The following is a 21,323-nucleotide window of genomic DNA, read 5'->3' as shown; positions in this document are numbered from 1 at the left end:
TCAAGAGTCGGTTTCGCACCTCCATCCGGTTCTCGGCATCCGGTTCTCCACAGCCCGTTCCGCCTCCACAGGAGTGGGCTCACCGACTCCGGTGTCCGGGCACCTCGTCGTCGTCGTCCTCTAGCCTGGCGGCGTGCTGACATCGACCGTCCGGGTTCCCGAGTCCGACGTCGAGTCCTTCGTGGGCTCGGCGGCGCTGGGGCGCGCCCGTGGCTACGCCAACGCGACGCGGATCCGCGACGTGGCGTACGACGCCGCCACCCGTCGGCTCACCGCGAACATCAAGGGCAGCGGCGCCGCGGGGAGCGGGCGCTGGTACTCCACGGCCGTCCACCTCACCGTGCCGGCCGCGGACGGGTCCAGCCGCCCGCTGCGCAGCATGTGCTCGTGCCCCGTCGGGCTGAACTGCAAACACGCCGCCGCCCTCATGCTGTTCGTCAGCGAGCAGGCCAGCCAGGACGAGTCGATCCCCGCCTGGCGACGGCAGGCCGAGGACACCCTGCGCGCGCTCGACACCCCGCGGTGGCAACCCGAGGCCCCGGTGGTGGGACTGCAACTTTCGGTGGTCCCGGACGAACTGGCGCCGGACGACGGCCCGGGCGGCCTACGTCCCGGATTGGGCAACCGCCTCAAGGCCCGGATCGTCGTCCCCGGCAGTGGCGGACGGTGGAAGTCGGCCGGGGTGGAGTGGGACCGCCTCCGCTACGGCTGGGACGGCGCGCTGTCGATCGCGCAGGCCGGGTGGCTGCGCGCCGTGGACGCCCTCGCCCGCAGCCACCGGCAGGCACGCGTGTGGCTGGACCTGTGCGACGCCGAGGTCCCCGCACTGTGGCCGCTCATCGCGACCGCGGCCGAGGCGGAGATCGAGATCGTCCCCGGCGACGGCCTGCGCGAGGTCGTGCCCGGGCCACCCCGCCGTGTGGGATTGACCGCGTGGAGCCCCGACGGTTCGGAGCTGGTGCTGGTCGCCGCGGCCGAGGTGGAACCGGGACCGGACGGTACCCGGCCTCTATCCGACGACGACGAGGAGGTCGACCGCCCCCTGCCCGGCGCCCTCGTGGGGGAGCACGGGGACATGGTCGCGCTGGTCCGGGGCCGCGTGCTGGAGCTCTCCCCGGTCGGGCGGCTCGACCCCGGCGTGGCCCGGCGACTGCGCGACTGGCGGGCGCTCAGCGTCCCGGACGAGGCCGTCGCGGAGTTCTGCGCCGACTTCCTGCCCGACCTCGCCGACCGGTTCCCGGTGGTCGACCGCGTCGGGCGGCTCGAACTGCCCGAGTGGGACCGCGTCGAGCTCGAACTGACGATCCGCCCCCTCGCGGGAGCGGGAGCGGGAGCCGGTGCACGCGGCGGCTCGGGTGCCGGGTCTGCTGCCGGGTCTGGTGCCGGGCAGGGCCTGGAGTTGGTCCTGCAGTGGCGGCGCGTCGACGTGATGCGCATGTCCGACGGCACCGAGGCCGAGCGCCGCCGCCCGCTGACCGCGGAGGACCTGGGCCAGCGGGGGCCCGTCCACGGCGACCCGGACGTCGTGGCCCTGGCGGCCGCGGTCGCGGGGGCCGGCTGGCCCTGGATCATCGCGGACGGTTCTGTCCGGATCTCCGGCCGCGACGCCGGCCTGGTGCTCACCGACGGGATCGAGCAACTCGGCGCCCTCGACGGCATCCGCGTGACGGTCCTCGACGGCGTGCCGCAGATCCGCCGTGCGAGCGAGGGGCCGCGGATCCACGTCGCCACCGAGGACGACAGGTCCGGCATCGACTGGCTGGGCCTGACGGTCTCGGTGACGGTGGAGGGCCGCCCCGTCCCGTTCGCGGAGGTGTTCCGGGCTGTGGTCACCGGCCAGGAGGAGTTCATCACCGCCGACGGTCTGCTGGTCCCCGTGGACCTCGAGCGATTCGGGGAGCTGCGCGTACTGCTCGACGAGGCGATGGCGGCCTCCGCCGACCGCGTGGGCAGGGAGCCGGACTCCACGGGCGTGCGGATCGGCCTCGGGCAGGCGGGTCTCCTCGCCGACCTCGCCGAGTTGGCCGACGACCTGGCCCCGCCCTCCGGCCGCGCCAGAGCGCTGCTCGAACTGGCCTCCGACACGCCCGCACCCGTGCCCGTCCCCGCCATGCTCGACGCCGACCTGCGGCCCTATCAGCAGCACGGGTTGGACTGGCTCGCCATGCTGTGGCACCACCGGATCGGCGGCATCCTCGCCGACGACATGGGCCTCGGCAAGACCGTGCAGGCGCTCGCCCTGATCGCCCACGCCCACGAGACGGCCGACACCGGGGAGGTCGGGCCGGGGGGCGACGCGGCGGGCCCCGGGGCGCCCGGCCCGTTCCTGGTGGTGGCGCCGTCGTCGGTCGTCCCCAACTGGGAGGCCGAGGCCCGCCGGTTCGTGCCCTCGCTGCGCGTGGCGCGTCGATCGGCGACCGAGGCCAAGTCCGCCACCACGGTCGCCGAGGACGCCGGTGCGCACGACATCGTGGTGACCTCCGCGACCGTGCTGCGGCTGGACTCCGAGTCCTATGCCGGCATCGAGTGGGCCGGGGTGATCCTCGACGAGGCGCAGCAGGCCAAGAACCCCACCTCCAAGCTCTTCGCCGCGCTGGCCGGGCTGCGGGCCGACTTCCTACTGGCGGTCACCGGCACGCCGATGGAGAACAACCTCACCGAGCTGTGGGCGGTGGCAGCACTGTCGTGCCGCGGTGTCCTGCCCGATGCCAAGGACTTCCGGGCCCAGTACCGCACGCCCATCGAGAAGAACGGTGACACGGCCGCACTGGACCGGCTGCGGCGGCGACTGCGGCCCTTCCTGCTCCGGCGGCGCAAGGAGCTCGTGGCCGGCGAGCTGCCCCCGCGCACGGACGCGGTGATGGAGATCGAACTCTCGGCCACGCACCGCCGGCTCTACGAGCGGGAACTGGCCCGGCAACGCGCGTCCCTGCTGGCCCTGCTCGACGACTTCGAGGCCAACCGCATCAGCATCCTCGCCGGGCTGACCGTGCTCCGGCGCCTCTGCCTGGACGCCTCGCTGATCGACCCGGCCCACGCCGGGGTCGCCTCGGCCAAGACCGACGAGCTCATCGCCGCGCTGCGGGAGGTGGTGGCCGAGGGGCACCGCGCGCTGGTGTTCAGCCAGTTCACCACCTACCTCGACACGGTCGTGGACCGCCTGCGCGCAGAGGGGATCACGGTGGCGCACCTCGACGGCCGGACCACCGACCGGGCGGGGGCCGTGGGTGAGTTCACCGAGGGCGGCGCGCAGGTGTTCTGCCTCAGCCTCAAGGCCGGCGGCGTCGGGCTGAACCTCGTGGGCGCCGACTACGTCTTCCTGCTGGACCCGTGGTGGAACCCGGCGACCGAGGCCCAGGCCGTCGACCGCGCGCACCGCATCGGCCAGACCCGACCGGTGCTGGTGTACCGGATGGTCGCCCGGGACACGATCGAGGAACGGGTGGTCGAGCTGCAGCGGCGCAAGGCCGAGCTGTTCGCGTCCGTCCTGGACAGCGGTGAGCACTTCTCGGCCGCGCTCACCGCCGACGACCTGCGGGGGCTGCTCGACTAGAACGTGCGGGCCGGGTGTCGGGGCCAGGCCCCGAGCGTCGCCTCAGCGTCGCTCGGGGAAGGCCAGCCCCGCGGCGACGGCCGCCCCGAACAGCGCGGTGTCCCGCGACGGCGAGAAGACCACCCGAGGGGTGGACACCGAGATCGGCAGGGACTGGAGCTGTTCGGCGACCGGGCCGTGCAGGGCCTTGCCCAGACCGACCACGATGCCCCCCGTGAGCAGGACGGTCTGAGGGCGGAAGAGTTGGACGGCGTCCACGAGGAACGAGCCGAGCCGGTAGGCGTAGATCTCGGCGGCGCCGTCGCCGTGCTCGCGCTCGAGGTCGTACAACCCGTGACCGCCGAGCCCCCACCAGGCTTCGGTGTTGGTGCCGTCGCCGACGATGCGCCAGTGCCCGAGGTCCCATCCGGTGTGGCCGCAGGGGTGGATGAGCGCGCCGTGGTGATTGAGCGCACCGAACGCCAGGGAGGAGCCGAGCGAGATGGCGATCCCGCCGAACTCCACGTCGGGCAGTCGCGTCAGTGCCAGGGCATGGGCGTCACCGTCGCCGATGACGGAGACGGGCGCGTCGATCAGTGACACGAGTTCGGTACGCAGGTCGCCCTCCGCCCAGGCGGCGGCGCGCGAGGACACCACTCGTCCCCGGTCCGCGTCGACGTGGCCGTGGAGGGACACGCCCACGCCGGCGGGGGAGTCGTCGACGGCGAGGACCGCTGCGGCGAGGTCCTCGGCCGTCGCGACCTCGGCCCCGTGGACGCCCACCACGTGGCCGTCGACCACGGCGCCGATCCGCGTACCACTGCCGCCGATGTCGACGACGACGCCGTTCCTCATCGCTGCACCTCCGGTTCGCCCGCCACTATTCTCACCACTCATTCGTAGCGGTCGAGCAGCGGGCTGGGTGTCGACTCCGGCCGGGTGGGGGTACGGGGTGAGATGCTCAGGGGTCACCCGGTCTGGGCGTTGCGGATCGGATCGCTGGTCTGCCCCACGGTGCTGCAGTACAGCTTGGCCGCCTCCCGGTTGAGCGTGACCTCCATGCCGGCGGGATCGGACTGCCCCTTCTCATCGAGGAAGGTGGTGATCACCTCGCGCTGGTCCTCGGGCGCCATCTCCATGTAGTCGCCACAGGTGGTGTCTCCTCCCTTGTTCGGGTCCATCGCACCGCAGCCGGTCAGCGCGGCGAGGGCGAGGGCGGTGGCGGCGGCCAGTGCCGCGGGGCGGGGACGGGTGGACATGGGAACCTCCGGGGATGGTGTCGTCAGATGAGGCGAGCGTAGGCCCGCGGGGTCGGCGGCATTCCTCGTTCGGGCGATGCCCGGGCTCAGTGGCACCCGACCATGTGCAGCGCGAACCGGTCGCCGTAGCCGAGGAGAACCTGGGGTTGGTGGCCCGGGCGCTCCGCCATGACCTCGGGTCCGTACGGCACCGCGTGGGTGACCCCGAGTGCGTGCATAAGCTCGTGCAGGGTCAGGCTGCGGGTCCAGGCGTCGCCCGCGAGAGGGCTGATGTGCTCGCGGCGGAGGGTCACCGAGCCCTGCAGCACCAGGCCGCGCGGCCAGATCGCAACGCCCCCGACGCCGGCGACGTCCGTTCCGTGGAAGTCGGGGTGATCGCCATAGGTGACGGAGATGGCCCCCTCCGCCTCCTTTTCGCCGGGAGCGCCCGGCCCGGTATAGCGCAGTGGTAGCCCGCTGGAGAAGGCGAGCGTATCGACCGCCCAGGCCAGGTCGGTCTCGCTTCCAGGTGGGCCATCGAAAGAACGCACCGGGATCTCCTGCTCACACGGCCAGTGGGCCAGGTACCCGTCGTCGGTGGTCTCGACGGCGTAGTCGACGCCCTCGACGAGCCCGGCCGGCGGCGGGAAATCCTCCGGGCGTCGCGGCGACCATTCCCCGCGCAGCGGCACCGGAGCACCGGGGATCGTGGTGTCTACCGCGCGGGCGTCGCCGGCGCGGAAGATCCCGCCGTTGCCACCGGAGAGCCGGACCGCGCCCTCTCCGATCGCCGCGACCGTGTCGCGGTGCCGTTCTGGAACCTTGTCCAGTAGGTACGGGGTCGTGCCGACCACCGCGAGGGCGATCACCACCGGGACGGTGACCGCCAGGACGTAGATGGCGATCCTGGTCGCGCGGGCCAGGGGACTGTAGTAATCCATGGCGCTACCGGTTGCTATCCGCAGTCGACAGGACAGGGGAGGGGAAGGGCACGTCGGTCACGAGTTCTACCTGGGGGGTTGAGGGGGCGACGGTCGAGGGGGGCCGCCAGAGGTCTAAGAATGTACTTATATCGTGACGACGTTCACATCCGGGCGTTCTACTTGAGCGGAATAGACTCAAGGAGGCGGAGGTTGTACGAGGCGTCCGGCCGAAACGGAACCGGTATTGATTCCAGTACGCTCAACAATACGTCGAAGAAAGGACCGGTCGATGAGCCAGTTCAACCCCACGACCAAGACCCAGGCGGCTCTGTCGGCCGCAGTCCAAGCCGCCTCCGCGGCGGGTAACCCGGATGTGCGTCCGGGCCACCTGCTCGTGGCCCTGCTCGAACAACAGGACGGGATCGCGGGTCCCCTCCTCCAGGCCTGCGGGGTGGACCCGCAGCTCGCCCTGACCCAGGCGAAGGGCCTCGTCGGCGGCTACCCCAAGGCGTCCGGCTCGGGGCTCGCGGCCCCCAACTTCAACCGGGACGCCCTCGCCGTCATCAATTACTCCCAGACCCTCGCGGCGGAGATGGGCGACGACTACGTCTCCACCGAACACGTCCTCGTCGGGATCGCGGCCGGTCACACCGGTGGCGACGCGGCCAAGCTCCTCACCGAGCTCGGTGCCACCGAGGACGCCCTGAAGGCGGCGTTCACGGCGGTCCGCGGGAACACGCGCGTGACCACGGAGAACCCCGAGGACCAGTATCAGGCTCTCGAGAAGTACGCCACGGACCTCACCGCCCGTGCCCGCGAGGGCAAGATCGACCCGGTGATCGGGCGCGACTCCGAGATCCGGCGCGTCGTCCAGGTCCTCTCCCGCCGCACGAAGAACAACCCGGTGCTCATCGGCGAGCCCGGGGTCGGCAAGACCGCCATCGTCGAGGGGCTGGCCCGTCGCATCATCGCGGGCGACGTCCCCGAGTCCCTCAAGGGCAAGACCCTGCTCTCGCTCGACCTGGGGTCGATGGTCGCCGGCGCGAAGTACCGCGGCGAGTTCGAGGAGCGCCTCAAGGCGGTGCTCGACGAGATCACGGCGGCGGAGGGGCAGATCATCACGTTCATCGACGAGATCCACACGATCGTCGGCGCGGGAGCGACCGGCGAGGGCTCGATGGACGCCGGCAACATGATCAAGCCGATGCTCGCCCGTGGTGAGCTGCGACTGGTCGGCGCCACGACCCTCGACGAGTACCGCAAGTACATCGAGAAGGACGCGGCCCTGGAGCGCCGCTTCCAGCAGGTGTACGTGGGCGAGCCGAGCGTCGAGGACACCGTGGGGATCCTCCGCGGCCTCAAGGAGCGGTACGAGGTGCACCACGGTGTGCGCATCACCGACTCCGCCCTGGTCTCCGCCGCCGCGCTCTCGGATCGCTACATCACGCAGCGGTTCCTGCCGGACAAGGCGATCGACCTCGTCGACGAGGCCGCCAGCCGCCTCAAGATGGAGATCGACTCGCGGCCCGAGGAGATCGACGCCGCCGAGCGGATCGTCCGCCGGCTCGAGATCGAGGAGGTGGCGCTGCAGAAGGAGACCGACGCGGCGTCCAAGGATCGACTGGTGGCCCTGCAGGCCGAGCTGGCCGACGCCAAGGAGAAGCTCGCCGAGCTCACCGCCCGCTGGCAGAACGAGAAGACCGCCATCCAGGGTGTGCAGCTCATCAAGGAGGAGCTCGACGCCCTGCGCACCGAGTCCGAGAAGGCCGAGCGCGACGGCGACTACGCCCGGGTGGCCGAGATCCGCTACGGCCGGCTGCCGGAGCTGGAGAAGCAACTCGCAGAGGCTGAAGAGTCCGAGGCCGCGGCCGGCGCGATGCTCAAGGAGGAGGTCGGTCCGGAGGACGTCGCCGAGGTCGTCTCCGCCTGGACCGGTATCCCCGTGGGCAAGATGCTCGAGGGCGAGACCGAGAAGCTGCTGCGCATGGAGGACGAGATCGGCCGCCGCGTCGTCGGCCAGGGCGAGGCCGTCCGGGCCGTGTCCGACGCGGTCCGCCGGGCGCGCGCCGGGGTCGCCGATCCCGACCGGCCGACCGGGTCGTTCCTGTTCCTCGGCCCGACGGGCGTGGGCAAGACCGAGTTGGCCAAGGCGCTCGCGGAGTTCCTGTTCGACGACGAGCGGGCGATGGTCCGGATCGACATGAGCGAGTACTCCGAGAAGCACAGCGTCTCGCGGCTCGTCGGTGCCCCTCCGGGCTACGTCGGCTACGAGTCCGGCGGGCAGCTCACCGAGGCGGTGCGGCGCAGGCCGTACACGATCGTCCTGCTCGACGAGGTCGAGAAGGCGCACCCGGATGTCTTCGACATTCTCCTGCAGGTGCTCGACGACGGTCGCCTCACCGACGGGCAGGGGCGCACGGTCGACTTCCGCAACACGATCCTGGTACTCACCTCCAACCTGGGCGCGGGCGGATCGCGGGAGCAGATGATGGACGCCGTGAAGAGGGCCTTCAAGCCGGAGTTCATCAACCGTCTCGACGACGTCGTGATGTTCGACGCGCTCAGCGAGGAGCAGCTCGAGTCGATCGTCGACATCCAGATCGACGAGCTCGCGCGGCGCCTCAAGGGTCGGCGACTGGTCCTGCAGGTCGACGATGCCGCCAAGGGGTGGCTCGCCCGGCGCGGGTACGACCCGGCCTACGGCGCCCGCCCGCTACGCAGGCTGGTGCAGCAGGCGATCGGCGACCAGCTCGCCCGGGCACTGCTCGGCGGCGACATCCGCGACGGCGACACCGTCACGGTCTCGCTGGCGGAGGACGGCGAGTCACTGACCGTCGGCTGACGGCCGGCTCGGCTCGGTCGGCCAGCGGAGGGCACCGCCATAGAGCAGGCCCGAGCACCCCGCCGGGGTGCTCGGGCCTGCTCTATTTTCCGCGCCGGGCAACAGTGACGGTTGCGCGGTGCCGTAATGCGGTTCGGCCTATGCGACTCGATCCCTGTCGACCGGCGTCAGGGCCCCCACCGTGTGGCGGGGGCCCTGACGAATTGGGGGCGGGCTCAGAGCACGCCTTCGATCTCCGCGCCGCTGCCTGCGTAGATGGCTTCGAACACGTTGCTCAACAGCCCGGCGCCGCTTCCGGTACCGGTGCCGAGCACGGTGCCGAGCGAGCCGCCCACCGCCTCGACGACGCTCACGAACGCCTCGAAAACGTTCTCGACTGATCCGAATAGCATGGGGTTTCCCTTCTGTGGTGAGTGAGAGTGGGGTCGGACCGTGGCAGGTCCGGGTTGGAGTGCGGCCTCGCGCTCAGCCGGCCGCCTCGGCGCCCACGCCGATCAGATCACCGAGCGAGCCCAGGAATGCGCCGACCAGGCCGTCGATGCCGCCCATTACGGCCAGCAGGTCGTTGAGGCCGTCCGGCATCATTGCTTCCGCTGATGCGGTGAGAGAACCCATATCCGTCTCCTTCGGAGTCGAGGTGCGTGCGCTCTGCACGCACCGGCTAACAGGTCGGTGAACAAACTATCATAGTGTGATCGGTGTCACAAAACCGTGGGAGGTGTTACAAGGCGTACGGGGTGACGGAAAGTACGTCTTGCCGATCAGTCACGTCGTCGTCGAAAGGACTACCCTGGGCACGTGACCAGTGAACCCGCCCCCGCCACCGATACCCAGGCCAGCCCCCTCCTCGTCACGGCGCGTGAGCTGATCGAGGACGTCGTCACGCTGCCTCCCCCGGTGATCCTCGATGTGCGCTGGCAGCTCGGGGACGCGAACGGCCGGGAGCACTACTGGTCGGGCCACATCCCCGGCGCGCAGTACCTGGACCTGCCCGGCGACCTCGCGGGGCAGCGCAACGTCCGCGAGGGGCGTCATCCGCTCCCGTCGCCCGAGGACTTCGAGGACGCGATGCGCCGGGTCGGGATCGACGACGACAGTCGCGTGGTGATCTACGACGACTGCGGCAACACGTCGGCCGCCCGCGCCTGGTGGCTCATGCGCTGGGCCGGCAAGAAGGACGTCTACCTGCTCGACGGTGGGCTCAAGGCGTGGATCGCGGAGGGTGAGGACCTCGCCGTGGGGCCCGGGAACCCGGTCTCGCGCGGCGACTTCACCTTCGATCTGGACCACATGCTCACCGTCGGTATCGACGACACCGGGACGTGGCCCGAGCGGGGCGTGCTCATCGACGCCCGCACCCCGGAGCGCTACGAGGGCCGCACCGAGCCGATGGACTCGCGCGCCGGACACATCCCGGGCGCGGTGAACATGCCCACCGGGGACTTCCTCGACGAGCGCGGCCGCTTCCTGCCGGCCGACCAGATCCGCCGCATGTTCGCCGAGGTGGGCGTGACCAGTGGGTCCGACGCGGTCGTGTACTGCGGTTCGGGCATCCACGCCTGCCACGCGTTGGCGGCGATGGAGGTCGCCGGGATCGAGGCGGGTCGGTTGTTCCCGGGCTCGTGGTCAGCGTGGTCGGCGGACCGGAAGCGGCCGGTCTCGATCGGCGAGCAGCCCCGCTGACCGCCCTCGGCGCCTCGCCCACGCCCGTCTCTCATCCGGCCGCGCCCCCACGCGCCGCTGCGCCTGGCCGGGCACACCGCCGCCCCTGACTACCCTTGGGGGCATGGTCTGGATCTGGTTCCTCGTAGCCCTCGTGCTGCTCGCCGCGGCGCTCGTCCTGCTGCGCCTGGACGCCAAGCAGCGGGGAGGCGGCGCGGGTGGCGGCGCCCGTCGCGAGAGGCGGACGGCTGTCGACTCGCCGCCGGAGGGGGAGTCCCCGGACGACGACCACGGAGACCGCGACGACCGAGACGACGACGAGGTCCCGCTCCACGACTCGCCTGCGGATGAGGTGGGACAGGATCCCGGCTCGGCCGAGCGTGCGGGCGAGCCCCGTCTCGCGCCGTTCCAGCGGTCCGAGGCGTCCGACATCGAGCGCGAGGTGGCCGAGGGCGGCCCGGAGCCGGAGGTGGGCGCGCAGCCGGCGACGGGGGACGCGCCGCGCGATGTCGTGGAGACAACCGCGGCGGCGTATGGCGCCGACGGTTCGGACGCCGACGCCGAGGCAGGGCCGGACGCGGTGGCCGATTTCGGTGACCGCTCCGACGCGGACACGGACGCGGACACGGACGCGAGCGCGGACGCCGTCGCCACGACGGGCCCCGTCGCCGACGATGGCCCCGCCGAGCCCGCCCCGCTCGATCCGGCCGAGCCCACGGCGGAGTCGTCGCCGCGGCTGCTGGATCGGGTCCGGGCACTGCTGCCGGCGCGTCGGCAGCGTACGTCCGCGCTCGAGCCGGTCGAGGAGTCGCCCGCCGATCCGCTGGCGGATTCGCCGGTCGTGCGCTGGCTGGAGGACCGGGAGTTCGCCCCGACCCCCACTCCGGCGCCGGAGTTCATGCACGGGGACTTCTCTGGTGGACTCAGCGCACTGGGCACCGTGTCCCACGGGATCTTCCGTGGTCGCCGGGCGATCATGGGCGTCACCGGCGGACGCACCGTCCTCGCGCTGCGCCGCGACACCGCCTCCGATGTGGTCCTCGACCTGAGCCGCCCGGACGTCGAGGCCGAGCCCGGCTTCCACGACGCCGGCGAGGTCGGCGCCCTGGAGGCCCGGACCTCGGACTACGGCCGTCTCGATCTCATCGACCGCGATCGGCTGGTCGACGCCGTTCGGGAGGTGCCCGCCGGGGTGCGTCGCATCTGGGCCGAGGGCGAGTGGGTGGCGGCGACGGTCGACGGCGTCGACGACCCCTCCACCTGGGATGACGTGGTGATGGCACTGCACGGGGCTGCCGATGTGCTGGCTCCGTTCCCGCCGATCGGGGGGCGGGCCCGCGCGTTGCCCTCCGAGATCGATCCCGGAGCGCCCGGCGCGGCGGCGGGCCCCGAGGCCGACCCCACCGTCGGGATGGACGGCGAGGTCGGCACCGGCACGAACGGCGCCCCGGCGACGGCGGCGCTGCCCGACCCGGAGGACTTCGCCGTCGTCGACGACGAGGACACCGACACGGACACCGACACGGACACCGACACGGACACCGGCCGGGTCGCCGGCGTGGCCACCGCCGTCGCCCCTGAGGAGGGCACGTCGCCTCCGGCGCCCGAGCCCCGGCGGGCCGGTCACCTCCGACTGGTCCCCGACCGCAGGGGGGCGCGCGACCTGACCGACGTGCCCGTCGTGGCCGACCGTGGGGACCCCGCCGACGACACCGCGGACGACACCGAGCACGGCGCTGCGGGCGACCAGGCCGCAGATGAACCCGTCACCGCTGTCGCCGCCGGGCCAGCACAGACCGCGGAACCCGCCGCCGAAGAACCCGACCCGTTCGCCGAGATCATGGAGCCGTCGGGGCCGGTCCCGGCCCGCGGCGACGTGGCGGCCGACCACCTGGCGCCGAGGCCCCCGCTGTCGCGTCCGACTCGCGGTGTCGGGCAGGCCTACCCCGAGGACGCGTCGGTCCCTCCGCTCGCCGCGGGCGCGGCGACCGGCGCCGCCGGCATCAAGCCGCTCGGCTCGGAGGACGACGAGGACGAGATCCGCGACGAGGTCGAGCGGTTCGACGCCGCCCGCATCGACGGTGGCTCCGACCTCGACCGCACGTCGGGTGGCCGGCACGGGGCCGACGCCGCCGAGGAGAGCCAGGAGGGCGAGTCGGGCCGGCTGACGGTCGCGGACCTCGCGGCCAAGGTGGGGGCGACGCCGTCGAGCGGGCGACGTCATCATCGGCGCGCGGAGCCGGACGCGGAGCCGGACGCGGAGCCGGACGCGGAGCCGAACGCGGAGTCTGATGAGCAGGCCGACGGGCGACCCAGCCACGAGGCCGGCGAGCAGGCGGACGGGCGACCCAGCCACGAGGCCGGCGAGCAGGCGGACGATGCCTCAGGCCGCGAGCGTCCCCGCATCGACCCGGACGTGGAGCAGACCGCGAAGCTTCGGCTCCCGCCCGACATCAGGGACTGACCCGGCGCCGCAGCGGGTCGGCGCGTTCCCGGGGCGGACTAGAGTCGGGGGCAGCCGTTCCGCCCACCGTGCCACCACACAACCGTGTCACCACACACCGTGCCACCACACAACGGTGTCAATGAACACCGTGTCCCCGCGAGGAGTCCCATGACCGATCCCGTCACCGTCGGCGCCCAGGCCCGCACGCGACTGTCCGAGCTGGTCGCCGAGCTGGCCGTCGTCCACGGTCGCGTCACGCTCTCCTCGGGGCGCGAGGCCGACTACTACGTCGACCTGCGCCGCGCCACGCTGCACCACGAGGCCTCGCCGTTGATCGGGCGACTTCTGCGCGAGCTCACCGCGGACTGGGACTTCGACGCCGTCGGCGGGTTGACGCTGGGCGCCGATCCGGTGGCGACGGCGATCATGCACGCGCCCGGCCGGCCGATCGACGCGTTCGTGGTGCGCAAGGAGGCCAAGAAGCACGGGATGCAGCGCCGCATCGAGGGCCCCGACATCGTCGGTCGCCGCGTCCTGGTCGTCGAGGACACCACGACCACCGGGAACTCGCCGCTCACGGCCGTGGCCGCCCTGCGCCAGGCGGGCGCCGAGGTCGTGGGCGTGGCCACCGTGGTGGACCGCGCGACCGGCGCCGACGACGTGATCCGGGCCGAGGGCGTGGAGTACCGCGCGTTGCTGGGCCTGACCGACCTGGGACTGGAGTGACCGGCATGGATGCGACGACGACGAGGGCATTCCGCGATCGCCTGGTGCAGGCGCTGACGGAGCGGGTGGGCGCACTCGGCGACACCTCCCGCCCGGAGGGGCCCGCGTTCCTCGCGGCCGCCGCGGGGACGGAGATCGCCAAGGCCACCGGGGTCGGCGCGCTGGAGAAGCTGTGCAAGCCGGTGATCGTGCCGGCGGCGCTGACGATCGCGCTGCGCGACGGTCGGCTCTCCGCGGTCGACACCGCGCTGCTGTCGGCCACCGGAGCGGCGTACACCGCCGGCGACGTGATCCTCATGCTCGGTGGCGGCCACGCGAGCCGGTCCAAGTCGAGGCTCGTCGCGGGTGCGGCGGCGTTCGGGGCGGGGCACCTGGCCCTGGGCGGACTCATGCTCCGGTCGGGGCTGCGGTTCAAGCCGGTGCAGTCCGCCGTGCACGGTGTCGTCGCCGGCGTCGCGGGCGCCGTGCTGCTCACGGAGGATCGCGCCAACGCCCCGCTCGCCGCGTACGGCGGGCTGCTCGCCACGCTGTCCGCGTTGGCCACGTCCGTCGACCGGTCGCACGGACCGGCGGCCTCGGTCCTGGCGGTCGCCGGGCCGGTCTTCCTGCTCAGCGACGCGTTAATCCTGGCCCGGCGTACGACCGCGGGCGGGACCGCACTCGCCCGGGCGCTGGACGTCGGAGTGATCGACACCTATGCCACCGCGGCGCTCCTGCTGCTCACCGGTACCGCCGCCGCGGCGCGTACCGCCGGGAGCGCGTCGTGACCGCCGCGGGCGCACAGGGTCCCGGCACGCCGTCCACCGGCACGGTCCGTACGGTCCTGGTCACCGGCGCTGGCCGCGGGATCGGCGAGGCCACCGCGCGCCGGTTCGCCGACGCCGGCTACCTCGTGGGCGCGTACGACCTCCAGCCCTGTGCGTGGGCCGAGGGAGACGAGCGGATCGTCACCGGTTCGCTCGACGTCACTGATCCCGCCGCGTGGGAGGCCGCTCTCACCGAGCTCGCCGCCCGTAGCGGTGGCGCGCTGGACGTGCTGGTCAACAACGCCGGCCTGCTCTACGGCACTCCGTTCATGGACGCGAGTTTCGAGCAGGACGCCGCGCTGGTGGACGTCAACGTCAAGGGGGTGCTCTACGGCTGTCGCGCCGCGTTCCCGTTCCTGGAGAAGTCCGCCACCCCGACCGTGGTGAACCTCTGCTCGGCGTCGGCGATCTACGGCCAGGCCGAGATGGCGACGTACTCGGCGACCAAGTTCGCGGTCCGCGGGATCACCGAGGCACTGGACCTGGAGTGGGCCCGCCACGGCATCCGGGTGTGCTCGGTGTGGCCGCTGTACGTGGGCACCGGAATGCTCGAGGGCGTGAACACCACCGGGATGCGCACGATGGGCGTGCGCCTCACGGAGGGCGACGTCGCCGGCGAGATCCTCGACCTGGCCGAGCAGACGGCGCGTGAGCCCTCCGGGGTGTTCGGCAGGATCCGCCGGGCGCTGGGCCGCGAGGTCCACCGGCCGGTCGGGAAGCAGGCCACCGCCATGTACCTGGCCTCGCAGGTCGCCCCCAGCCGACTCGTCAAGCTGTCCAATCAGCGCCTGACCTCGTGACGGCGGCGGGCCCGACCGAGTGGGGCGAGGGCGCGGTCGGCGTCGGCCCGTGGGAGACCGAGCATCCCGGGGAGCCGCGCCCGGCCGGCGACCGGTGGGATTCCGACCTCCTGGACGCAGGCGACCGTCGCAACGTTGTCGACCGCTACCGCTACTGGCGCCGCGAGGCGATCGTCGCCGACCTCGACACCCGTCGGCACCCCTTCCACGTGGCCATCGAGAACTTCGGCCACGACGCCAACATCGGCACCGTCGTGCGCACCGCCAACGCCTTCCTGGCCGCCGAGGTGCACATCGTGGGCCGCCGCCGCTGGAACCGACGCGGGGCCATGGTCACCGACCGCTACCAGCACCTGCGCCACCACGCCGACGTCGGCGCCCTCATGGAGTGGGCCCGCTCCGAGGGGCTGCCGGTCGTCGCCGTCGACAACCTCCCCGGTGCCGAGCCTCTCGAGACCGCGAGCCTGCCGCGCGACTGCGTCCTGCTCTTCGGACAGGAGGGGCCCGGGGTGAGCGAGGACGCGCGCCTGCGGGCCGCGAAGACCGTCTCGATCGCACAGTTCGGCTCGACCCGCTCGATCAACGCCGGCGTGGCCGCCGGGATCGCCATGCACGCCTGGATCCGCGAACACGCCGCCCCGGCCTGATCGCCATCTCGCCCGCCCACCGCGACGCCCGCCCGCCGTTTCCCGCACCTATTGATTTGCGATAGGTATAGGTCCATACTCGGTGTATGAATATCGAGAAACGAGCGGTCCTGCCGTTGCGGGTGTGCCTGGTGGTGCTGTTCGCGATACTGGTCCTGCTGCAGACCATGTCCCTGCCCGGGCAGTTCGCGCACATGGCCGAGACGTCACCGGGCGACGCGCACCTGCGGTGGCCGCTGACGGCCGTATCGATCTACTGGGTGGTGTGCATCCAGGTCGTGGTGGTGGCCACCTGGAAGCTGCTCTCGATGGTCAGGGCCGACCGCATCTTCACGGACGGGTCCCTGGTCTGGGTCGATGTGATCCTGGGGGCGATCATCGCCGCCTGGGCGATGCTCGTGGTGGTGCTCGTGCTGGTCGGCATCAACGCGACTGATCCCGGCCTGCCGCTACTGCTCTTCCTCGTCGTCGTCATCATCACGGTCGCCGCGCTGCTCATGGTCGTCATGCGCGCGCTCCTCCGGCAGGCGACCTCCCTGCGCTCCGAGATGGACACGGTGGTTTGATGCCGATCATCGTGCGGATCGACGTCGAACTCGCCAAGCGCAAGATGAGCGTCGGAGAGTTCGCGGAGCGGGTGGGATTGACGCCCGCCAATGTCTCGGTGCTGAAGAACGGTCGGGCCAAGGCCGTGCGGTTCAGCACGCTCGAGGCGATGTGCCGGGTGCTCGAATGCCAGCCCGGCGACCTGCTCGAATGGGTCGAGGAATGAAGCGCCGGGTGCACTTCCTGCTGGTCCTGGCCGCAGTGCTGGCCATAATCGCGCTGGGGGCGACGGCGGTCGTCCTCGGTGAGGCCGACGACTCCCCAGGTCTGCAGGGGATCGGGGTGCTCGTGGTGATCGGTGCCGCGGTCGTCGCGCTGCGCTGGCGCGGGCCGGGGGAGCGCGGACCGGACTAGGCGTCGGCGGCAGGAGGGCGCGCTACATGGCCGGTGCCGCGGGCCCGTTGCGGATCCGGTCGACGACCTTGGGGCCCGCGGTGATCGCCATCGGCAGCACCGAGACCAGCACGATGCCGATGAGGATCAGGTCGATGTGCTCCTTGATGAAGGTGAACTGGCCGAGCCACGCGCCCAGCGCGGTCACGCCCGCAGCCCACAGCAGGGCCCCGATCACGTTGAACGAGACGAAGACCCGGTAGCGCATCCCCGCCATGCCGGCGACCAGCGGCGCGTACGTCCGGACGATCGGGACGAAGCGGCAGAGGATGATCGTCGCCGGGCCCCACTTGTCGAAGAACTCGTGGGCCTCGTGGATGTAGGCCTGCTTGAAGAACCGCCCGTCCGGCCGCTCCCGCAGGTGATGTCCCCAGCGGTTGCCGATGAAGTACCCCACCTGGTCCCCGAGGAACGCCGCGATCGGCGCGGTCACCAGCACCACCCACAGTGGCGCGAACGGGCTGTCCTGCTGCGTGAGCAGGCCGGCCGTGAACAACAGTGAGTCGCCGGGGAGGAACGGGAACAACAGCCCGGACTCGATGAAGACCACGGCGAGCAGCGCGGGGAGGATGGCGTTGCCGAACGGTCCGTCGCCGGACAACCAGAATTCGGGATCCATGAAGCCCGGGCCCAGGGCGAGGACCTGCTGTGCCTGTTCGGCCACGAGGTGCGTGTTCACCGGAGGATCATACTCCCGCGGACCCCGGGCCCGGCCGTGTCCGCGATCGACATCACTTCCGGCGCTACGGTGTGGTCGTGGCCCCCACCGACCTGCCGGACACCCTCCGCCTCAGTCTCCTGGACAGGTCCCGGACCCGCGTCGGCGAGTCCCATGCCGCCGCGATCGAGGGCACCCTGGCCCGCGCGGAGCGGGCCGACGCCCTGGGCTTCCATCGTTACTGGACGGCCGAGCACCACGCCGTGCCCGGGATCGCCAGCGGGAGCCCGCCGCTGTTGATCGCGGCCGCCGCCGCGCGCACCGACCGTATCCGCCTCGGATCCGGGGGCGTGATGCTGCCCAACCATCGACCGCTGATCGTCGCCGAGCAGTTCGCCATGCTCGAGGCGATGCACCCGGGCCGTATCGACCTCGGGGTGGGACGTTCGCTCGGGTTCACCGCACCGGTCCGTGCGGCCCTCGGCGTCGCCGAGTACGACACCGACGCGTTCGCCCGCGATATCACCGCGGTGCAGGACTTCCTCCACGGTCGGGGGCCCGTCACCGCGCTGCCGGTCGTCGAGGCCCCGCCCCCGTTGTTCGTGCTCGCGACCGGTCGGGGCCTGGAGGTCGCTGCACGGGCCGGGCTGCCCGTCGTGGTCGGGGGACCGAGGCTGCTCGCCGACCCGTCGCCCCTGGATAGCTACCGCGAGACGTTCCGGCCGAGCGAGGCCACGCCGGAGCCCTACGTGGTGGTGAGCCTGGAGGTGATGGTCGCCGACTCGGCCGGGACCGCGCGACAGCTGCTCCTCCCGGAGGCGTGGGCGATGGCGGAATCCCGGGAGACCGGGGAGTTCGGCCCGCTGCGGTCCCCGGCGGAGATCCTGGACCGCAGATTCCGTCCGCAGCAGCTGCGCCGGGTGGAGGACTGGATGGCGGGGGCCGTCCAGGGGGACGCGGAGAAGGTCGAACGCGAACTAGCCGTGCTCGTCGAGCGGACCGGGGCCGACGAGATCATGGCGTCCACCTCGACTTTCGACCGCGATGACCTCGCCCGGGCCGACGCGGCGCTGGCCGAACTGCTCCCCGGCTGACCGGCACCGCACGGCTCGCGGGTGCGCGTCGTCACGCTGGCCTAGGCTGGAGGGTGTGCGCCCACCTCCACAGGGGTGCGGCGCCCCGAGATGCGCACGTCGCACAGCCGAGAACCCTGGAGGAGACCACATGCCCATCGCAACTCCCGAACAGTACAAGGACATGCTCGACCGGGCCCGTAACGAGGGCTTCGCCTACCCGGCGATCAACTGCACGTCCTCGGAGACCATCAACGCGGCCATCAAGGGCTTCGCCGATGCCGGGTCCGATGGCATCATCCAGTTCTCCACCGGCGGTTCCGAGTTCGGCTCCGGCCTTAACGTCAAGGACATGGTCACCGGCGCGGTCGCGCTCGCCGAGTTCGCGCACGTGGTGGCGGCGAAGTACGACGTCCTCGTCGCGCTGCACACCGACCACTGCCCCGAGGACAAGCTCGACGGCTTCGTGCGGCCGCTCATCGAGATCTCGCAGGAGCGCGTCGACCGCGGCGAGAACCCGCTCTTCCAGTCCCACATGTGGGACGGCTCGGCCACCCCGCTCGACCGCAACCTGGAGATCGCCAAGGAGCTGCTCGAGAAGACGGCAAACGCCAAGCAGATCCTCGAGATCGAGATCGGCGTCGTCGGCGGCGAGGAGGACGGCGTCGAGAACGAGATCAACGAGAAGCTCTACACCTCCCGTGAGGACTTCGAGGCCACCATCGACGCGCTTGGCGCCGGCAACACCGGGCAGCGCTACCTGCTGGCCGCGACCTTCGGCAACGTCCACGGCGTGTACAAGCCGGGCAACGTCAAGCTCAAGCCCGAGGTGCTGAAGATGGGCCAGGACGTCGCGGTCGAGAAGCTGGGCCTCAACGCCGGTGACCTGCCGTTCGACTTCGTCTTCCACGGCGGCTCGGGTTCGGCTAAGAGCGAGATCGAGGAGGCGCTGTCCTACGGCGTCATCAAGATGAACGTCGACACCGACACCCAGTACGCGTTCACCAGGCCGATCGCCGCGCACATGTTCGGCAACTACGACGGCGTCCTCAAGGTCGACGGCGAGGTCGGCAACAAGAAGGTCTACGACCCGCGTTCCTACCTGAAGAAGGCCGAGCAGGCCATGTCCGAGCGCGTCGTCGAGGCGTGCAACGACCTGAAGTCGGCAGGCAAGTCCAAGGGTGCCGCTGCGTGAGTGAACGCTGCTTGATCGATCACGGCCTGATCGGCCTGCCTGACCGGTCGTATCTCATCGCGGCCTGACACCGCCCCATCAGCGGCGCTCCTCCACCCGGAGGGGCGCCGCTGTCGTGTGTGGACCTCTCGCCGCCGAATCGAACCCTTGTGCTACGCGGAGGGTGCCGGTAAGATCGCTTGTATGTTCGAGTCGGGTGCGACGCTGAAGGGGGTGCGGTGGTGAGCGAGGAAACGGGGACGACGACGAGGTCGGCTTTCGCCGGGGCGCTCCGCGCGGTGCCGGAGTCCCTCGACACCCTGGGCACCGAGGCCCTGAGCGAGGTGGCGCGCTCGGCGACGCTGGCGCAGAACCTGGCGGCGGCGACCCGGCTGCAGGCGGCCCACCTGTTGGTCCAGGCGATGGGGAGTGTCGACAGGGGCTCCCCGGGGCCGGCGGATGCGCCGCCCTTCGGGGACTCGCGTCCCGCCTACTCCCGACTCGAACCCACTGACCGTGCGCGCGACCACCTGGCCGCGGCCATGTCGCTGACCGGGTGGCATGCCTCGCGCCTGGTCACGGCCGGCGTGCAGGTCCACACGCGTCTGCCGCGTCTCCGTAAGGCCATCGAACGCGGACTGTTCCCCGAACAGTTGGCGATCGACGCCGCCTGCCGTCTGGCAGAGGTGCCCGACACGATCATCGGTGCGGTGGAATCGGACGTCGTCGGCGCCCTGAGCCGAGACCTCGACGGGGGCCACCGGCCCAGTCGCTCGGCCCTGGACACGGCGGTCGACGCGTCCCGGGAGCGTCATGACCCACAGGCCGCCGGCGACGCCGTGGACGCCGCCGTCGACCAGCGGACGGTTCGGTTCCGCCCGGCCCGCGACGGCATGACCAGCATGTGGGCCTCGCTGCCCAGCGGGGATGCAGAGAAGCTCCGCCGCCGGATCGACTCCGCCGCCCGCGCTGCCTCGGAGTCGGGCCACCCCCGCACGCGCGACCAACTGCGCGCCGACGCCCTGTGCGCACTCGGGGACCCCACGACCAACGACATCGGCACAAGCCTGTACGACGCGGAAGAGTCGGCGGGCGCGTGCGATGCCACTACCGGCACCCGCGCCGACGCCGCCGACAGGCCCCCGCTGGGAGCGTCGTGGGGCACCGAGCAGCCCATCCGGATCTCGATCATCGACAGCGTCGCCCAGGGGCTGCCCAACCGCGTGCAGTTCGTGAACGGCGCCTATTCGAGCTTCGACTGGCTGTGTGAGGAGCTCCTGTCCGGCGGCGACTCCAGGGTCAGGTTCGAGATGCTCGACCCGCAGCCGGGTGTCCAGGACACACCGGACGCGGTGCTCAAGTACTTCATCACCCCGGCGCTGGCCGAGCGAATCCGGCTCCGCGACGGCACGTGCCGCCACCCGGGGTGCACGGCCGACGCCCACGACTGTGAGATCGACCATGTCATCGCCTTCGATCATCAGCGACCTGACCTGGGCGGACCCACCGCCGAGTGGAACCTCGTGTGCCTGTGTCGCAAGCACCATCGGGAGAAGACCTTCGGGCACTGCGCCTACCGACCCGGACCGCTCGGTGAGCTGACCATCATCACCGAGACCGGTCACGAACACCGCACCACACCACACGGGCCGCTGGCCCAGGCGCGCGACCGGATTCTCGACCACCGATGGCGACAACACGTCGACCGTCTCATCGCCGACGACGGCCACCTCACCAATCCGCCCGGCATCGAGCGGGACTACCGCACCGGCCGAGACGGTTCCCGGCCAGCCTGAC

20 protein-coding genes are annotated in these 21,323 nt (G+C 71.7%); 14 read left to right on the top strand and 6 right to left on the bottom strand.

Annotated elements, in window-relative coordinates; genetic code table 11:
- Nucleotides 1–133: 133 nt before the first annotated feature.
- Nucleotides 134–3,553 (top strand): DEAD/DEAH box helicase, encoded by a 3,420-nt coding sequence (locus AYO52_RS15795; protein WP_067719441.1) that lies wholly within the window; start codon nucleotides 134–136, stop codon nucleotides 3,551–3,553.
- Between the two features lie 42 nt (nucleotides 3,554–3,595).
- On the opposite strand, the gene AYO52_RS15790 is transcribed toward AYO52_RS15795, so the two are convergent.
- The 3 genes from AYO52_RS15790 to AYO52_RS15780 all read right to left on the bottom strand — a co-directional run bounded on the left by AYO52_RS15790 (nucleotide 3,596) and on the right by AYO52_RS15780 (nucleotide 5,711).
- The gene (locus tag AYO52_RS15790; RefSeq protein ID WP_067719438.1) at nucleotides 3,596–4,387 is read right to left on the bottom strand and encodes an ROK family protein; all 792 of its coding nucleotides are present in this window, start codon (nucleotides 4,385–4,387) and stop codon (nucleotides 3,596–3,598) included.
- A 113-nt stretch (nucleotides 4,388–4,500) separates the two neighbouring features.
- Nucleotides 4,501–4,791 carry a hypothetical protein gene (locus tag AYO52_RS15785; RefSeq protein WP_067719435.1) on the bottom strand — a complete coding sequence of 97 codons (291 nt, stop codon included), beginning with the start codon at nucleotides 4,789–4,791 and terminating at the stop codon, nucleotides 4,501–4,503.
- A gap of 86 nt (nucleotides 4,792–4,877) precedes the next feature.
- Nucleotides 4,878–5,711, bottom strand: a complete 834-nt coding sequence (locus AYO52_RS15780) for a hypothetical protein (protein ID WP_067719432.1) — start codon at nucleotides 5,709–5,711, stop codon at nucleotides 4,878–4,880.
- Nucleotides 5,712–5,982: 271 nt separating this feature from the next.
- Between AYO52_RS15780 and clpB the strand changes: the two genes are divergently transcribed.
- A complete protein-coding gene (gene clpB / locus AYO52_RS15775) occupies nucleotides 5,983–8,535 on the top strand; it encodes an ATP-dependent chaperone ClpB (RefSeq protein ID WP_067719428.1) in 2,553 nt (850 codons plus the stop codon).
- Between the two features lie 215 nt (nucleotides 8,536–8,750).
- On the opposite strand, the gene AYO52_RS18440 is transcribed toward clpB, so the two are convergent.
- Nucleotides 8,751–8,888: a hypothetical protein gene (locus tag AYO52_RS18440; RefSeq protein WP_156523646.1), complete on the bottom strand. Its 138-nt coding sequence runs from the start codon at nucleotides 8,886–8,888 to the stop codon at nucleotides 8,751–8,753.
- A 112-nt stretch (nucleotides 8,889–9,000) separates the two neighbouring features.
- Nucleotides 9,001–9,150 (bottom strand): hypothetical protein, encoded by a 150-nt coding sequence (locus tag AYO52_RS18435; RefSeq protein ID WP_156523645.1) that lies wholly within the window; start codon nucleotides 9,148–9,150, stop codon nucleotides 9,001–9,003.
- A gap of 183 nt (nucleotides 9,151–9,333) precedes the next feature.
- Between AYO52_RS18435 and AYO52_RS15770 the strand changes: the two genes are divergently transcribed.
- The 9 genes from AYO52_RS15770 (at nucleotide 9,334) to AYO52_RS15730 (ending at nucleotide 16,582) form a co-directional block, all read left to right on the top strand.
- Entirely contained in the window at nucleotides 9,334–10,218 is an 885-nt protein-coding gene (locus AYO52_RS15770; protein ID WP_067719425.1) for a sulfurtransferase, read from the top strand.
- A 103-nt stretch (nucleotides 10,219–10,321) separates the two neighbouring features.
- A complete protein-coding gene (locus tag AYO52_RS15765) occupies nucleotides 10,322–12,661 on the top strand; it encodes a hypothetical protein (protein ID WP_253702242.1) in 2,340 nt (779 codons plus the stop codon).
- A 150-nt stretch (nucleotides 12,662–12,811) separates the two neighbouring features.
- Nucleotides 12,812–13,369: an orotate phosphoribosyltransferase gene (gene pyrE, locus AYO52_RS15760; protein WP_067719422.1), complete on the top strand. Its 558-nt coding sequence runs from the start codon at nucleotides 12,812–12,814 to the stop codon at nucleotides 13,367–13,369.
- Between the two features lie 5 nt (nucleotides 13,370–13,374).
- A complete protein-coding gene (locus AYO52_RS15755; protein ID WP_067719567.1) occupies nucleotides 13,375–14,136 on the top strand; it encodes a lysoplasmalogenase family protein in 762 nt (253 codons plus the stop codon).
- Nucleotides 14,133–14,975 carry an SDR family oxidoreductase gene (locus AYO52_RS15750; protein WP_067719420.1) on the top strand — a complete coding sequence of 281 codons (843 nt, stop codon included), beginning with the start codon at nucleotides 14,133–14,135 and terminating at the stop codon, nucleotides 14,973–14,975. Before AYO52_RS15755 ends, AYO52_RS15750 begins: the two co-directional genes overlap by 4 nt.
- Nucleotides 14,972–15,622 carry an RNA methyltransferase gene (locus tag AYO52_RS15745; protein WP_067719417.1) on the top strand — a complete coding sequence of 217 codons (651 nt, stop codon included), beginning with the start codon at nucleotides 14,972–14,974 and terminating at the stop codon, nucleotides 15,620–15,622. The genes AYO52_RS15750 and AYO52_RS15745 overlap by 4 nt, the downstream gene beginning before the upstream one ends.
- A gap of 86 nt (nucleotides 15,623–15,708) precedes the next feature.
- The gene (locus AYO52_RS15740) at nucleotides 15,709–16,188 is read left to right on the top strand and encodes a DUF2975 domain-containing protein (protein ID WP_067719415.1); all 480 of its coding nucleotides are present in this window, start codon (nucleotides 15,709–15,711) and stop codon (nucleotides 16,186–16,188) included.
- Nucleotides 16,188–16,394: a helix-turn-helix transcriptional regulator gene (locus AYO52_RS15735; protein ID WP_067719412.1), complete on the top strand. Its 207-nt coding sequence runs from the start codon at nucleotides 16,188–16,190 to the stop codon at nucleotides 16,392–16,394. Before AYO52_RS15740 ends, AYO52_RS15735 begins: the two co-directional genes overlap by 1 nt.
- Nucleotides 16,391–16,582: a hypothetical protein gene (locus AYO52_RS15730; RefSeq protein ID WP_194307473.1), complete on the top strand. Its 192-nt coding sequence runs from the start codon at nucleotides 16,391–16,393 to the stop codon at nucleotides 16,580–16,582. Before AYO52_RS15735 ends, AYO52_RS15730 begins: the two co-directional genes overlap by 4 nt.
- A gap of 22 nt (nucleotides 16,583–16,604) precedes the next feature.
- On the opposite strand, the gene AYO52_RS15725 is transcribed toward AYO52_RS15730, so the two are convergent.
- On the bottom strand, nucleotides 16,605–17,240 hold the full coding sequence (locus tag AYO52_RS15725; protein ID WP_082924096.1) for a DedA family protein: 636 nt from the start codon (nucleotides 17,238–17,240) through the stop codon (nucleotides 16,605–16,607).
- Between the two features lie 137 nt (nucleotides 17,241–17,377).
- Between AYO52_RS15725 and AYO52_RS15720 the strand changes: the two genes are divergently transcribed.
- The 3 genes from AYO52_RS15720 (at nucleotide 17,378) to AYO52_RS15710 (ending at nucleotide 21,322) form a co-directional block, all read left to right on the top strand.
- Nucleotides 17,378–18,373 (top strand): MsnO8 family LLM class oxidoreductase, encoded by a 996-nt coding sequence (locus AYO52_RS15720; protein WP_067719560.1) that lies wholly within the window; start codon nucleotides 17,378–17,380, stop codon nucleotides 18,371–18,373.
- A gap of 130 nt (nucleotides 18,374–18,503) precedes the next feature.
- On the top strand, nucleotides 18,504–19,547 hold the full coding sequence (gene fbaA / locus AYO52_RS15715) for a class II fructose-bisphosphate aldolase (RefSeq protein ID WP_067719407.1): 1,044 nt from the start codon (nucleotides 18,504–18,506) through the stop codon (nucleotides 19,545–19,547).
- Nucleotides 19,548–19,768: 221 nt separating this feature from the next.
- Entirely contained in the window at nucleotides 19,769–21,322 is a 1,554-nt protein-coding gene (locus AYO52_RS15710) for an HNH endonuclease signature motif containing protein (RefSeq protein ID WP_253702239.1), read from the top strand.
- Nucleotide 21,323 lies beyond the last annotated feature (1 nt).

Origin of the sequence: Dietzia sp. 111N12-1 (genome assembly GCF_001658045.1) — a bacterium.
GTDB classification, from domain to species: domain Bacteria; phylum Actinomycetota; class Actinomycetes; order Mycobacteriales; family Mycobacteriaceae; genus Dietzia; species Dietzia kunjamensis.
This window is presented reverse-complemented; position numbering and strand designations above follow the sequence as displayed.